Source organism: Xanthomonas sp. NCPPB 1325, from assembly GCF_041477645.2.
GTDB classification, from domain to species: Bacteria; Pseudomonadota; Gammaproteobacteria; order Xanthomonadales; family Xanthomonadaceae; genus Xanthomonas; species Xanthomonas cannabis.
Genome location: NZ_CM192985.1, coordinates 837,300 through 851,330, shown reverse-complemented (window position 1 = coordinate 851,330; position 14,031 = coordinate 837,300). Strand labels below are relative to the sequence as shown.

Genomic DNA, 14,031 nt, shown 5'->3' with positions numbered 1-14,031 from the left:
CTCATCCGCCCTTCGGGCACCTTCTCCCGAGGGGAGAAGGAACAGCGACGCGCCGTCAATGACCCATTTCTTCAACGCATGGCGTCTTCAACGCGTAGCGTCGCGGCCGTTCGTCGCGGCGTCTTTGCAGCGCGCGTTTTTTGCCGCATACATCGCTTCGTCCGCGGCGTGCATCAGGCTTGCGGCCTCGGCCTGATCGCCGTGCTGCCAGGCCACGCCGATGCTGGGCTGGATCGGTAACCACTGCTCGCCAAACATCGCTCCCGCCGCCGCGGCCTGGCGGATGCGCTCGGCCACCGTGGCGCAGTCCATCTGCGGTGCTTGCAGATTGTCCAGCAGCACCACGAATTCATCGCCGGCCAGACGCGCCACCAGGTAGCGGCCTTCCACCGCGCGCTGCAGACACTGGCCGAACCCCACCAGCACCGCGTCGCCGGCGCGGTGGCCATAGGTATCGTTGATGCGCTTGAAGCCATCCAGATCCAGGAACATCACCGCCACCGCGCGCTGCAGCTGATGCGCCTGCAGCACCGCCGCCTGCAGCGCCTCGGTCCAGGCATGGCGGTTGGGCAGGCCGGTCAACGCATCGCGGGTGGCGCGTTCGTGCATCAGCCGGTGCAGCGTCTTGTGCGCGGTGACGTCCTGGGCCATCAGGAAGAATCCCTGCATGCCCGCCGACGTGCCCACCGTTTCCGGCACCAGGGTGATCTCCACGTCGCGGGCGCTGCCGCCCACCTGCAGCACATGCTCGAAACTGGCACGTTGGCCGTCGGCCACCTGTGCCAGTGCCGTCCGTGCCGGGCCGCTGAGCGGAGTACCGAGCAGACGGGTGATGGGTGACCCGACCAGGCTGGACGGCTCCACGCCCAGCCAGTCGCGGTGTGCCTGGTTGGCGAACAGGCAGCGTTGCTCGGCATCGAACTGGCTGACCAACGCCGGGGTGGCATCGCTGATCGCGCGTAGCCGGGTTTCGCTTTCGGCCAGCCGCTCGGCTGCGACATGGCGCTCGGTGACGTCCTGGATCTGCGAGACGAAATGCACCGGCGCACCGCTGCCGTCGCGCACCAGTGACACCGACAGCTGTGCCCAGATCACCGCCCCGTGCTGGCTGATGTAGCGCTTGGCCAGGCTGTAGCTGTCGCGCTTGCCATCGATCAATTCCTGCACCAGCTGCAGATCCAGCTGCAGGTCGTCCGGATGGGTGATCTGCTGGAAGGTGGTGCGCAACAGCTGCTCGCGCGGATAGCCAAGAATACTGCACAGGGAGGGATTGACGTCGCGCCACGTGCCATCCAGCGAGACGATCGCCATGCCCTGCGGCGCGGTTTCGAAGGCACCGGTGAAACGTTCGGCGGCCAGCTGCGCGGCCGCCTGTGCCTGCAGCTCGGCGGTGACGTCGATGGCCATGGCCAGGTATCCGGCCAACCCCTGCTGTGCGTCGTGGATGACGTTGAAACACAGCCGCACGCGGCGCAATTCGCCGTCCTTGCGCACCAACGTCCAGATTTCCTCTGCCAGCACATCGCCGGCAGCGGCCGCGGCCAGCTTCACGTACGACGCAGGCGACAACGCCAGCGTGGCCATGTGGCGGTCCAGCTCGGCCTGCAGGTGGAACTGCGCCGGGCAACGGCCCAGCACCTCCTCGGCGGTGTAGCCCAGCAGTTGCTCGGCACCGGGGTTGAACAACTCGATCCGGCCATGCGGATCGAAGGCGATGATCGCCACGTCCTGCGAGGCATCCACCAGCGCCTGCAGCCGCGCGCGCTCGGCAGACAAGGCTGCCGACGCATCCCTGAGCTCGGTGATGTCGTGCATCACGCACACCGCGCCCAGCGCGGTGCCCTGGTCGCCGACCACCGGGTCCGCGTTGCACAGCACGGTGCGCGCCGCCTGCCCGTTGGCACGGATCACCAGCTCGGCGTTGCGCACGTGTTCGCCGCGCCAGGCGCGCACCAGCGGAATGGCCTCGGTAGGCAGCAAGCCATTGCCGTCGGCGGTATACAGGTCGAAATGCTGCGCCCATTGCGCCGGCGGCAGCACCCGCGGGTCGGTGCCATGCCATTGCCGCGCGGCATGGTTGAACTCGCGCAGCAACCCGTCGGTGCCGCAGGCCACCACGCCGTCAGGCATGGCTTCCAGCAACATGCTCAGGGTCTGCCGCTGCGCCTGCGCGGCCAGCCGGTCGCGGCGCGCCTCCAGCTGCTTGGCGGCCTGGCGCGCCAGCCGGATCAAGGCCTGCTTCTGCTGCTCATCGAGCACGCGCGATCTGGTACTAAGCGTGCACAAGGTGCCGTAGGCGTAGCCCTCGCGGCCGATCAACGGCACGCCCACGTATGAGCGCACGCCGGGGGCCGCCGTCACCAACGGGTTCTGCGCAAAGCGCGGGTCGGCCTCGGCGTCCGGCACCTCCATCAGTTCGGTGCCCATCACCGTGTGCGAACAGAACGACACACTGCGCGGGGTGCCTTCCAGGTCGGTGCCGCAGCGCGCCTTGAACCACTGGCGGTCGGCATCCAGCAGCGACACCAGCGCCATCGGCGCGCCGGTGACATGCGCCGCCAGCCAGGCGATGTCGTCGAATTCGGCCTCGGCCTCGGTGTCCAGCACGCCCAGCCGACGCACCGCGTCCACGCGCAGGGCGTCGTCGGCGGGAATCGGCACGGGCGGCAACAGGGCGGTCATGGCGTGCTTGGTGGATAGCGTCTGGCGAGGGTAGGTCGCCCGAAGTAACGGCGAAGCGATGGTCAACTTGAGCACGTGCGGCGGCGCGCGCTTAACCGGCAGCCAAACGCGTGGTCCACGGCCCCGCACACCGGGCAGCCAGGTCCGCCTGCGCCGGGCACCGATCCTGGCTGCATGCCGCCTGCGTTTGCGCATCCGCAAGCGCTGCCGCCGCTCGATTTGGCAGGCATGCAGCCGTCCACCGGCGCCACGCAGGCCGGCATCGCTTGCCTGCCCCGACGGTGCTGGCGCCTTGCGGCGCGCTCCAGGCCGTCCCGCAGCGCTGGGACACGCGGGACAGGACTTGCTCCCGTGCACCGGGTCAGATCAGCGGCGCGGCCCCATCGCCGCATCACGCCCGCCGGGCGCAGCGGTCCAGGGTCCGGCCGCCCTCCCGGCAACCGCCACCGCACCCATGCCCAAGTGCATTTGCGGCGCCGCCAAGCAGCCACTACCCTCGGCCGATTGCCCTGTTCTGGAGTGTCACATGCTGCGTCCGCTGTCCCTGTTGATCGCCGGTGTGCTCGGTGTCGCCACCGGTACCGTTGCCCCCGCCGTCGCTGCCACCCCGGCCAGCCTGGCCAAGAGCGCGGCCAGCAGCGCCATTCCCGACATCGCCTACACCCGCTTCACCCTGCCCAACGGCCTGACCGTGGTGGTGCATGAAGACCACAAGGCGCCGGTGGTGGCGGTGAGCATCTGGTACCACATCGGTTCCGGCGACGAGCCGGCCGGCAAGACCGGCTTTGCGCACCTGTTCGAGCACCTGATGTTCTCCGGCTCGGAAAACAACAAGGGCAGCTTCTTTGCACCGCTGGAAAAGGTCGGCACCACCGACATGAACGGCACCACCTGGTTCGACCGCACCAACTATTTCGAGACCGTGCCGACCACAGCGCTGGACACCGCGCTATGGCTGGAATCGGACCGCATGGGCCACCTGCTCGGCGCCATCGGCCAGGAAGAACTCGATACCCAGCGCGGCGTGGTGCAGAACGAAAAGCGCCAGGGCGAAAACCGCCCCTACGGCCGCGTGGACCAGAACATCCTGTCCAACCTGTTCCCGGCCAACCATCCCTACCAGCACGACACCATCGGCTCGATGGAGGATCTGGACGCAGCGTCGCTGGGCGACGTCAAACAGTGGTTCAACGACAACTACGGCGCTGCCAACACCACCCTGGTGCTGGCCGGCGACATCACCGTGGCGCAGGCGCGCGCCAAGGCCGCGCAGTATTTCGGCGATATCCCGTCCGGCAAGCCGGTGGCGCGCCAGCAGCCGTGGGTGACACCGCTGCCCGCGCAGAAGCGCGGCGTGCAGCACGACCATGTCTCGCAGCCGCGCATCTACCGCACCTGGGCCGCGCCGCAGCTGGGCACCGACGATGTGATCCAGCTGGACCTGGCCACCACCGTGCTCGGCGGCGGCAAGACTTCGCGGCTGTACCAGCGCCTGGTCTACCAGGACAACCTGGTCGATGACGTCTCCGCCTCGGTGCAGCCGTTCGCGCTGTCCAGCCAGGTGCAGATCCAGGCCGACGTCAAGGACGGCGTGGACCCGGCCAAGGTCGAGGCGATCATCGACGAGGAACTCAAGAAGTTCATCGCGCAAGGCCCGACCACCGACGAATTGCAGCGCGCGCAGGTGGCCTACCGCGCCGGCTTCGTGCGCGGGCTGGAAAAGGTCGGCGGCTTCAGTGGCAAGGCGGTGATCCTGGCTGAAGGCCAGGTCTACCGCGGCGACCCGGGCGCCTACAAGAAAGACCTGCAACGCGGCCAGGCCGCCACCGTGGACAGCGTCAAGCAGGCCGCTGCCACCTGGTTCGGCAAGGGCGACTACCTGCTCACCGTGCTGCCGGCCGGCAAGGACTTCGACCCGGCCGCCGAGGACAAGGCGGTGGTTGCACGCGGCGAAGAAGCCGGCAAGCCGGCGCCGAAGCTGCCGGCCGCAGGCAAGTACAAGACCGTTGCCAGCACGCTCGATCGCAGCAAGGGCGTGCCGCAGACCGATCAATTCCCGGACCTGAGCTTCCCGCAGTTGCAGCGCGGCAAGTTGAAGAACGGCATCGAGGTGATCCTGGCCGAGCGCCACACCATTCCGGTGACCCAGGTGGAGCTGCTGTTCGACGCCGGCTACGCCGCAGACCAGGGCAATAAGCTCGGCACCGCCAGCTTCAGCGCCGCGCTGATGAACGAGAGCACCGCCGCGCTGGATTCGGTCGAAGTGGCGCAGCGCCGCCAGCGGCTGGGCGCCATCACGTCGGTGGGCTGCGATCTGGACAGCTGCAGCGCCTCGCTGGATGCGCTCAACGACCAGCTGCAGCCCTCGCTGGAGCTGTTCTCCGACATCGTGCGCAACCCCGCGTTCAAGGCCGCCGACATCGAGCGCGTGCGCGGCCAGTGGCTGGCCGGCATCGCCCAGGAAAAGACCCAGCCCAACAGCCTGGGCCTGCGCGCGCTGCCGCCGCTGCTGTTCGGCAACCAGCATCCGTACGGCATCCCGCTCACCGGTAGCGGCACCGAGGCGGCGATCAAGAGCCTCAACGCGCAGGACCTGCAGCAGTTCCACAGCCAGTGGCTGCGTCCGGACAACCTGCGCATCCTGGTGGCCGGCGACACCACGCTGGCGCAGATCATCCCCCAGCTCGATGCCGCATTCGGCGACTGGAAGGCCCCGACGACGGCGTTGCCGAAGAAAAACCTGGCCAACGTCGCCGCCCAGCCCAAGCCGCGCGTGTACCTGATCAACCGCCCGGACGCACCGCAGTCGGTAATCCTGGCCGGCTTGCTGGCCCCCTCCACCAAGGCACCGGACAACCTGGCGATCGGTGTTGCCAACGGCGCCTTCGGCGGCACCTTCACCTCGCGCCTGAACATGAACCTGCGCGAGAACAAGCGCTGGGCCTACGGTGCGCGCACCCAGATGGTGGATGCGCAGGGCCAGCGGCCGTACCTGTTCTCGGCACCGGTGCAGACCGACAAGACCGCCGAATCGGCCAACGAGATCTTCAAGGAAGCCACCGCCATCATCGGCGACAAGCCGCTGTCCAACGACGAGATCGAGAAGATCAAGAACCAGCGCATCCGCGCCCTGCCCGGCAGCTTCGAAACCACCGGTGCGGTGCTGGGCGCGATCGAAGGCATCGTGCAGTTCGATCGCCCCGATGACTACGTGCAGACGCTCAAGCCGCGCCTGGAAGCGATCGATCAGCCGGCCGCGCAAAAGGCCATCAAGCAGATCATCAAGCCGGAGGCCATGACCTGGGTGATCGTGGGCGATCTGAAGAAGATCGAAGCCCCCGTCCGTGCGCTCAAGCTGGGCGAGGTGCAGGTGCTGGACGTGGACGGCAAGCCGGTCAAGCGCTGACGGCCCGCCTGCCCTGCCCGCTTGCGCCACGCAGGCGGGCAGGTGCACGGCGTTGGCGCGCTGTGCGGCGTGTGAGGCGCGGTGGGATGATGGGCTGAGTGCCGCCGGTGCTCGGCGCCGGCCGGTCGGCGACGACGACCAAGACCGTCCATCGATCGACTGATCATCAGCGGCCTGCTTGCATACGTGTTCGCAGGCGCAGTCGATGGGCGGGCTCGCCGCCAGGCCGGACTGACCAGGCATCGGGCACGCGCGTGTCCATCGTTTTATCTCCAGCGGCGGCGATGCTTACGTCGACGCCATGTTATCGGCCAGCCCGGTAAGGTTGGCCGCTCTCTTCGACAGGTGTTTAGCTGATCCGATGAAAGAAATGCCGACGGCAGATGAAGCCTCCCGCCAGCAGGTCCTCGACGGTTATCGCATCGTCGACAGCCTGCCTGAAGCTGCCTACCAGGATATCGTGCAGGTGGCCGCCGCGCTGTGCGAAACGCCGATTGCGCTGATGTCGCTGGTGGACCGCGACCGCCAGTGGTTCAAGGCCCAGCTCGGCCTGGGGCTGCAACAGACTGACCGCAGCCAGGCGGTGTGCGACCACGCCATCCGCGACCCCAGCCACCTGATGGAAGTGCCGGACCTGACCCAGGACCCGCGCTTTCGCGATATTTCCGTGGTCACGGGCGAGACCGGCGCGCGCTTCTATGCAGGCATGCCGTTGGTGACGCCCGAGGGCGTGGCGCTGGGCACCGTGTGTGTGCTCGACACCGAGCCACGCACGCTCAATGAATTGCAACGCACCGGGCTGCAGGCATTGGCGCGCGTCACCATGAACCTGCTCGACGCACGCCAGGAAGCGCTGCAGCAGGAACGCGCCGCCATCCTGCAGCCGGCAGCGGCGGCAGCGGCGGCCGCACCCGCCGTGGATGCCGAAGGCCCGTACCGGCTGGTGATCCTGGAAGTACAGGAGCTGGCCGCCCTGGCCGAACGCCAGAGCGAGCGGCTGCTTGGCCGCACGCTGCAGCAACTCGACCAGGCATTTGCCGCACTGGTGCAGGGGCCGGGCAACAGCATCGACCGGGTCACCGACAGCGCGGAATTCATCGCCGTGCTACGCGGCCCCGACGCCGAACGCACCTTGCAACACCTGCGCGACGTGGCCCATCAGCAGCATGCCCTGGGCCTGACGGTACTGCTCGGCGAAGCCTTGGCCAGCCGCGCCGACGAACCCATCGGGCACGTCTTCCTGCGCGCGGAAATCGCGTTGAGTGCAGAGAAGGATCGCTACCGGCAGAGCCTGGCGTAGGCACTGCGTTGCCCCCCAACCTCGCGCCGACTGACTGGCTCTCCAATCCGCCACGGTCACCAGCCGCCGACGCGTCAACGCGCCACCACCGCGCCACTCACCCCACCGCGCACTGCTTCAATTGCCGGTCCGCGTACCACAGCGCGCGACGTGCCAGGTCGTAGGCGCTGTCGGCCTGGCGCGGCAGCAGCTGCGCAGCCATCACCGGATCGGCGCCGTTGTTCAAGGCATGCTCGGCACGCTCAAGATCGCCCAGGTGCGTACGCACCGGCGATAACAGCGACTTGCGCCTGGAGGCGTCGCAACGTGCGCTGCGTTGTTCCAGCGCCGCCAGGGCCTCGCGGATGCGGCGGCTGGCTTCGCCCTTGAGATCCGGCGGCGTTTCATGCGCAATCGGCGCGGCCTTGTACGCATCGCCGGTCGCCTCGCTGCCCATCTCGGCCTGGTTGCCGGCCAGCGCCGGATTGAAGCGCACCTCCGGCGGCGGGCGGGCCTTGGCCACCTGCGTCTGTGGCCCGTTGAGCATGTCGTTGAACTTCTTCATGCCGCGATTCATTTCCTGCATCGCCACATCGCCCAGGGTGCCATCGCTCTTCCAGTCCTTGGCAAAGCGGGTGTCCTGGTACTGCACCGGGTTGACCCGCTCCATCACGTTGCGCGCCTTGGCCTGCGCGCGCTCGTCGGTCATGCCCGGCGGCGCCGCGCCGCCGGTCTGTGCCATCGGGTCCACCTGCGCCATGCGCAGACGCCCTTCGCGGGTATACAGCTGAGCCGCCATGGCGTCGCTGGCGGGCGCATCGGCGGCGGCCACCTGCCGCTGCGGTGGCGGGGTGCGCGTGGGTGGCGGCACCGTGCGCGCAGCCGACGCTGCCGCAGCGCGCGGTGTGCGCTCGGGCTCCTGCGGCGGTTCCTGCGGTGTGGGGGCCGCTTCTTGCGGCCGCGGCACGAAATACACCTGCAAGCTGTCGTCGTGTTGCAGGGTCTGGCGCGGCGCCGGCATGTACAGCAACAGGCAGGCCAGGAAAAACAGGATGGCGCCCGTGCATGCGGCGGCGGCAACATGCGGGACAAGCGCTTCCTTCCTGCGGGTAGTCACAATGCGGGAGACCGGTGAGTGAAAGACGGGAGCGGCACCGCTGACCCTGGTGCACAGCGGGCAAATCTAGCGGGCGCAGCGTTTGCGCGCGTTTGGAATTCGTTGTCCGGCCAGCCCTCCCCAGCCGCCATTCACATTGGGCGCCCCACGGTCTGACCCGTCCTGCGCCCTGGCGCCCTGCGCGGCAGGATTGGCCAGCGCTGCGCACTCGGTGGTCGAAGAACACTGCCTGGCTCTACCGTACGCACCCATCGAACGCAGAACGGGCGTCCGGGCCCAGCGCCGATCGCAACGCTTCCCGCGCCGCTTGCTACGTCTGGTCGGCCCGATACAGCCGCTGGCACACCTCGCAGAAAAACGCACGTCGCCCGGCCTTGCCCAGGTGCTTGCGGTATTGCAGCGGCGCGCCGTCGCGCGGGCAACTGGCCTTGGTATGCACCTGGTAATGCTTTTTCAGCACGAAGGCTTTTTTCCAGGTGTAGAAATCAAAACTGTAGTCGCGTGCCTGGGTCACCAGCTCGCCGAGCTTGCGCGCCGGCAGTGCGCCCACTTCGCTCTCCGGATGCACGCGGATGCGGTGCAGCACCTCGTTCTTGATGATGTTGCCCACGCCGGCAAATACCGTCTGATCCAGCAAGGCATCGGCCGCCAGCATGCCGGGCGCGGCGCGCAGCTTGCGACGCGCCTGCGCAGGGTCCCACAGCGGGTTCATCACATCGGCGGTCCAGTCGTAGACCTCATCGAGCGGGCGGTCGATGAATTGCACCGAGCAGGCATAGAAGTTCAGGCGCTCGCCCTTGGAGAATTCCAGGCGCAGGCGCGGCACCGCATTGGGTTTTTCTTCGTTGATGCGGTAGCTGCCGAACAACAGAAAATGGATGCGCACGCTGAACTGCGCGCATTCGATCAGAAAGTGCTTGCCCCAGGTGCGTAGCGCCAGCACTTTCTGGTGTTCCAGGCGTGCGATGTCCTGCTTGCTGTTTCCGGAAACGTGAAGGATGTTGCGGCCGACAAAGTGAGCCGATTCTTCGCGCAGGATGACGAGTGAGGGACCTTCTGGCATACGCCCAGTATCGAAGCCGCTCGTGAGTCGGCCGTGATCGCTGCGCACACGCGTTGCTGACGGATGCCCCTGCATAGAGTGCTGCCGCCCCTTGCCTCGTCCGCCATGCCTGCTCGTCTCCCCACTGCCGATGCTCGTGTGCGCTGTGGCTGCGCGGGCTGGTCGATTCCTGCTGCCGACCGCGCCGCGTTTGGTGAGGGTGCCAGCGTGCTGCAGCGCTACGCCACGCGCTTTGCTGCGGTGGAAATCAACTCCTCGTTCTATCGCCCGCATCGCGCCAGTACCTACGCACGCTGGGCCGACAGCGTGCCGGAGGATTTCCGTTTTTCGGTCAAGCTGCCGCGCAGCATCAGTCACGATGCACGCCTGCACGCTGCCGGGCCGTTGCTGGACGCATTTCTGGCACAGGCCGGCGCGTTGGGTACGCGCCTGGGTTGCCTGCTGTTGCAGCTGCCACCCAGCGCAGCGTTCGACGCGCGCGTGGCAGCGAGGTTTTTTGCGATGCTGCGGCGGCGCTGGGACGGTGCGGTGGTGTGCGAGCCGCGCCACGCCAGTTGGTTCCTGCCGCAGGCACAGGCGCTGCTGGCGCGCCACCGCATCGCACGCTGCGCGGCCGACCCGGCCCCGGTGGCTGAAGCAGCGGCACCGAGCGCGAGCGCCGGGCCGCAGTACTGGCGGTGGCATGGCAGCCCGCGGATCTATTACAGCGCCTACGACGAGGAGGCGCTGCAGGCACTGGCCGAAGCGGTGCGTGCGGCCGGCCAGCCACAGACCGAACGCTGGATCATCTTCGACAACACCGCCGCCGGCCTGGCGGTGCCCAATGCGCTACGGCTGCAGGCACTGCTGGGCATCGACCGCGCGGTGTGATGCGCATTGGCGGTAATGGGCCTGCCCGGGTATAGCGCAGCCACGGCCTGCACCTGCACAAGCCTCCAGCCATGGCGGCCACGGGTGTACGCGCCACGTCCCGCTTGCCTGCATCCGCTGCTGCCCGCCCAACACGCCGCAGGCACTCGCGCTGTCCGCGACACCCTTGCATCCCGCACCCTGGCGCACTTCTTGCAACGACACCGGCGATCCTGCGCACCGGCGCTACGCTCAAGCTGCCTCGATCCGCGCCGATACGCCAGGATCGGCGCACGTTGCGGCGGCACGCCGGATCACCTTGCTGAACCCTGTTGTCACCGCGCGAAGTCTGCCGGCACTCCGGCAACCCACGCGGTCCCGCCCGCCACTTCGGTCGTTTACCATGCCCCACGTCACTGCCCGTTCTGGAGATGCCATGAGTTCTGCCGCGCCCCCGTGTTGCACGTCGCTGCTTGGCCTATCCCTAAGCATGTTCGTCGCGCCGTGCACGCTGACCGCCGCTCCACTGGACACTCCGGTCGTCAATGCGCCGGCCTCCACGCCGCCCACGCCCGACCTGGCCTACCCGGAACTGTTTCAGGCCGTGCAGAGCGGCGAACTGTTCGACGACCAGAAGCATTTCGTCGACTTCCTGCCGCTGCGCGACCCGGCACTGATCAACGCCGATTATCTGGCGCAGCACGACCACCCCGGTTTCGACCTGCGCAAGTTCGTGGATGCCAATTTCGAAGAATCGCCGCCGGTGCAGACCGACGCGATCCGCCAGGACACCGCGCTGCGCGAGCACATCGACCTGCTGTGGCCCAAGCTGGTGCGCAGCCAGACCCATGTACCGCCGCACAGCAGCCTGCTGGCGCTGCCGCACCCGTACGTGGTGCCGGGCGGGCGCTTCCGCGAGGTGTACTACTGGGATTCCTACTTCACCATGCTGGGCCTGGTGAAGAGCGGCGAGACCACGCTCAGCCGTCAGATGCTGGACAACTTTGCCTACCTGATCGACACCTACGGGCATATTCCCAACGGCAACCGCACCTACTACCTGAGCCGCTCGCAGCCGCCGTTCTTCTCCTACATGGTGGAGCTGCAGGCCGGCGTGGAAGGTGAGGCGGTCTATCAGCGCTACCTGCCGCAGCTGCAGAAGGAGTACGCGTACTGGATGCAGGGCAGCGATGGCTTGAAGCCGGGCGAGGCCGCGCGCCATGTGGTGCGCCTGGCCGACGGCAGCATGCTCAACCGCTACTGGGACGAGCGCGACACCCCGCGCCCGGAAGCCTGGCTGCACGACACCCGCACCGCCGCCGAAGTGACCGACCGCCCCGCTGCCGAGGTCTATCGCGACCTGCGCGCCGGTGCGGAAAGTGGCTGGGACTACACCAGCCGCTGGCTGGCCGATGGCCAGAACCTGCGCACCATCCGCACCACTGCCATCATCCCGATCGACCTCAACAGCCTGCTCTACCATCTGGAACGCACCCTGGCCCAGGCCTGTGCGCAACCGGGCGCAGACTGCACGCGCGATTACGCCGCACTCGCGCAGCAGCGCAAGCAGGCCATCGACGCGCATCTGTGGAACAAGGCCGGCTATTACGCCGACTACGACTGGCAGGCGCGCACGTTGAGCGACCAGGTCACCGCTGCGGCGCTGTATCCGCTGTTCGCCGGCCTGGCCTCGGACGATCACGCCAAGCGCACTGCCAGCACCGTGCGCAAAACGCTGCTGCGCCCGGGTGGCCTGGCCACCACCGCAGTGAAGACCGGCCAGCAATGGGACGAACCCAATGGCTGGGCGCCGCTGCAATGGGTGGCCGTGGACGGCCTGCGTCGCTATGGCGAAGACGCGCTGGCCCGCACCATCGGCGAACGCTTCCTCGCCCAGGTACAGGCGCTGTTCGCACGCGAACACAAACTGGTCGAAAAATACGGCCTGGAAGCCGATGCAGCCGGCGGCGGCGGTGGCGAATACGCGCTGCAGGACGGCTTCGGCTGGACCAACGGCGTCACCTTGATGCTGTTGAATCTGTATCCGGACACGGCGACCAAGCCAGCGCCTGTCAAACGCGTGCGCAAGCCCGAAGCGGCCACGCGCTGAGTGTGCATCAGCGCTGCCGGGTACTGCCCGTCAGCGCTGGCGGCATCGGGGTTCTGGCAATCGGCAACACCGGCGGATCGCTACACCATGCATTGCCTGATCGCTGCGCCATTGCAGGGCGCAGCAGCGCGTTCGATTGACTACTGCTACTGCACCACCGGCCATGCACTGCTGTCGTATCCCAGCCGGTTGATGCCCAGGCGCGCGTCGCCGCGGTCGTCGTAGTAGTGGTAGACCAGGATGTCGCCGTCGCCATCGCGAAAAACCGATTGCCCGCCCGGCCCATGCATGCTGCCCAAGCCGGACTGGATCACCGTGCCGCCGCCGTTGCGCATGTCCACACCGGCGCGATCCAGATACGGCCCGGTCACCGAACGCGCACGCCCCACCGCAATCTTGTAGGTGCTGCTGGCGCCCTTGCAGCACGCATCGAACGACACGAACAAGTAGTACCAGCCATTGGCTTGCTGGATGAAAGGCGCCTCCACCGCGCCCGGGTACGGCCGGCTCGCCAGGCTGTAGCGCGCCGTGTTGCTGGACAACTGCTTGCCAGTGCCCGGATCGAGCTGGATCAGCTTGATCCCCGACCAGAACGAGCCGAACGCCAACCACCACTTGCCATTGCCGTCCACTACCAGATTGCCGTCGATGGCGTTGTAGTCGTCGCTACTTTTGGAGGTATAGACGATGCCTTGATCCTTCCACGAGCCAGGCTTGCCGGTGCTGCTGCTGGCAAGTGCAATCGCCGAGGTGTTGGTGGCGAATTTGGAGGCGGTGTAATACATCAGATACTTGCCGCCATGGAAGGACACATCCGGCGCCCACAGCTGGTTGTCCGGGTTGTAGCTGCGTACCCAGCTCGGCATGCTGCTGAAGATCGCGCCCGCATTGCTGAATCTGGTCCGGTCGGTGCTGGTGACCGCACCGGTAGTGGCGTAGATGTAGTAACGCCCATCGCTCAGCTTGAGCATCGACGGATCGTGCACGATGGTGTCGCCGCTCACCACGCCCGGCCCCACGGCCGCTTGCGCGGGTGCGCTGTGCGAGCCGGTTGCAGCGGCGGCCAGGGCCACTAGTGATGCGAACGCGCCGCCACGCAGCGACATGCCGGACCAGCCCTCTTTCACTCGACTGCTACCACTAACGCGCATCGCCTTGCTCCTTGAACACCATCAAGATGTTTTCTGTAGGAGCAATCTAGCTCGGCAGCACTGCAATGAATCCGACGCCGATCTCAGAAGCACGGCGCAGGCGGTCTGGCGCCATGTTTTGCGACGCGCCTTGGTGGCGGGCTGTCTAACGCAACCGCAATGCCATCGCGCATGGATCGCACATGCCCGGCTGCTGCATCGGTGATGCATTGCCATGATCGTTGTCCGTTGCACGGCACTGAGGACATCGCGAACGTAGTGGCCCCGCAGCAACCGTGGCATTACTCCAGCACGACATGCAACTTCAGACCGGTCGCCTGGCAGAACCTGAGCTTGAGCACGACAATCCAGCCACGGCCACAAACAGATGTGCC

General features: G+C 67.2%; 8 protein-coding genes. 4 read left to right on the top strand and 4 right to left on the bottom strand.

Translation table 11 applies throughout. From position 1 onward, the window contains the following. Nucleotides 1-87: 87 nt before the first annotated feature. A complete protein-coding gene (locus ACCQ10_RS03400; protein WP_372362228.1) occupies nt 88-2,811 on the bottom strand; it encodes a PAS domain S-box protein in 2,724 nt (907 codons plus the stop codon). 397 nt (nt 2,812-3,208) lie between these two features. Here ACCQ10_RS03400 and ACCQ10_RS03395 point away from each other — a divergent pair, with 397 nt between their 5' ends. Next, nucleotides 3,209-6,088 (top strand): M16 family metallopeptidase, encoded by a 2,880-nt coding sequence (locus ACCQ10_RS03395; RefSeq protein ID WP_372362227.1) that lies wholly within the window; start codon nt 3,209-3,211, stop codon nt 6,086-6,088. A 361-nt stretch (nt 6,089-6,449) separates the two neighbouring features. Continuing rightward, entirely contained in the window at nt 6,450-7,388 is a 939-nt protein-coding gene (locus tag ACCQ10_RS03390) for a GAF domain-containing protein (RefSeq protein ID WP_166743775.1), read from the top strand. A 97-nt stretch (nt 7,389-7,485) separates the two neighbouring features. On the opposite strand, the gene ACCQ10_RS03385 is transcribed toward ACCQ10_RS03390, so the two are convergent. Next, nucleotides 7,486-8,484, bottom strand: a complete 999-nt coding sequence (locus ACCQ10_RS03385; protein WP_372362226.1) for a hypothetical protein — start codon at nt 8,482-8,484, stop codon at nt 7,486-7,488. Between the two features lie 310 nt (nt 8,485-8,794). Beyond that, a complete protein-coding gene (locus ACCQ10_RS03380; RefSeq protein WP_372362225.1) occupies nt 8,795-9,547 on the bottom strand; it encodes a DNA-formamidopyrimidine glycosylase family protein in 753 nt (250 codons plus the stop codon). A 105-nt stretch (nt 9,548-9,652) separates the two neighbouring features. Between ACCQ10_RS03380 and ACCQ10_RS03375 the strand changes: the two genes are divergently transcribed. Then, nucleotides 9,653-10,417, top strand: a complete 765-nt coding sequence (locus ACCQ10_RS03375) for a DUF72 domain-containing protein (protein ID WP_372362224.1) — start codon at nt 9,653-9,655, stop codon at nt 10,415-10,417. 415 nt (nt 10,418-10,832) lie between these two features. Beyond that, entirely contained in the window at nt 10,833-12,506 is a 1,674-nt protein-coding gene (treA, locus tag ACCQ10_RS03370; RefSeq protein ID WP_372362223.1) for an alpha,alpha-trehalase TreA, read from the top strand. Between the two features lie 146 nt (nt 12,507-12,652). On the opposite strand, the gene ACCQ10_RS03365 is transcribed toward treA, so the two are convergent. Further along, nucleotides 12,653-13,657 (bottom strand): arabinan endo-1,5-alpha-L-arabinosidase, encoded by a 1,005-nt coding sequence (locus ACCQ10_RS03365; protein ID WP_372362222.1) that lies wholly within the window; start codon nt 13,655-13,657, stop codon nt 12,653-12,655. Nucleotides 13,658-14,031: the final 374 nt, after the last annotated feature.

Excerpts from the sequence above, each read along its gene's own strand:
- ACCQ10_RS03375 (WP_372362224.1), top strand. The coding sequence starts at position 9,653 with ATGCCTGCTCGTCTCCCCACTGCCGATGCTCGTGTGCGCTGTGGCTGC.
- ACCQ10_RS03395 (WP_372362227.1), top strand. The coding sequence starts at position 3,209 with ATGCTGCGTCCGCTGTCCCTGTTGATCGCCGGTGTGCTCGGTGTCGCC.
- ACCQ10_RS03390 (WP_166743775.1), top strand. The coding sequence starts at position 6,450 with ATGAAAGAAATGCCGACGGCAGATGAAGCCTCCCGCCAGCAGGTCCTC.
- treA (WP_372362223.1), top strand. The coding sequence starts at position 10,833 with ATGAGTTCTGCCGCGCCCCCGTGTTGCACGTCGCTGCTTGGCCTATCC.
- ACCQ10_RS03365 (WP_372362222.1), bottom strand. The coding sequence starts at position 13,657 with ATGCGCGTTAGTGGTAGCAGTCGAGTGAAAGAGGGCTGGTCCGGCATG.
- ACCQ10_RS03380 (WP_372362225.1), bottom strand. The coding sequence starts at position 9,547 with ATGCCAGAAGGTCCCTCACTCGTCATCCTGCGCGAAGAATCGGCTCAC.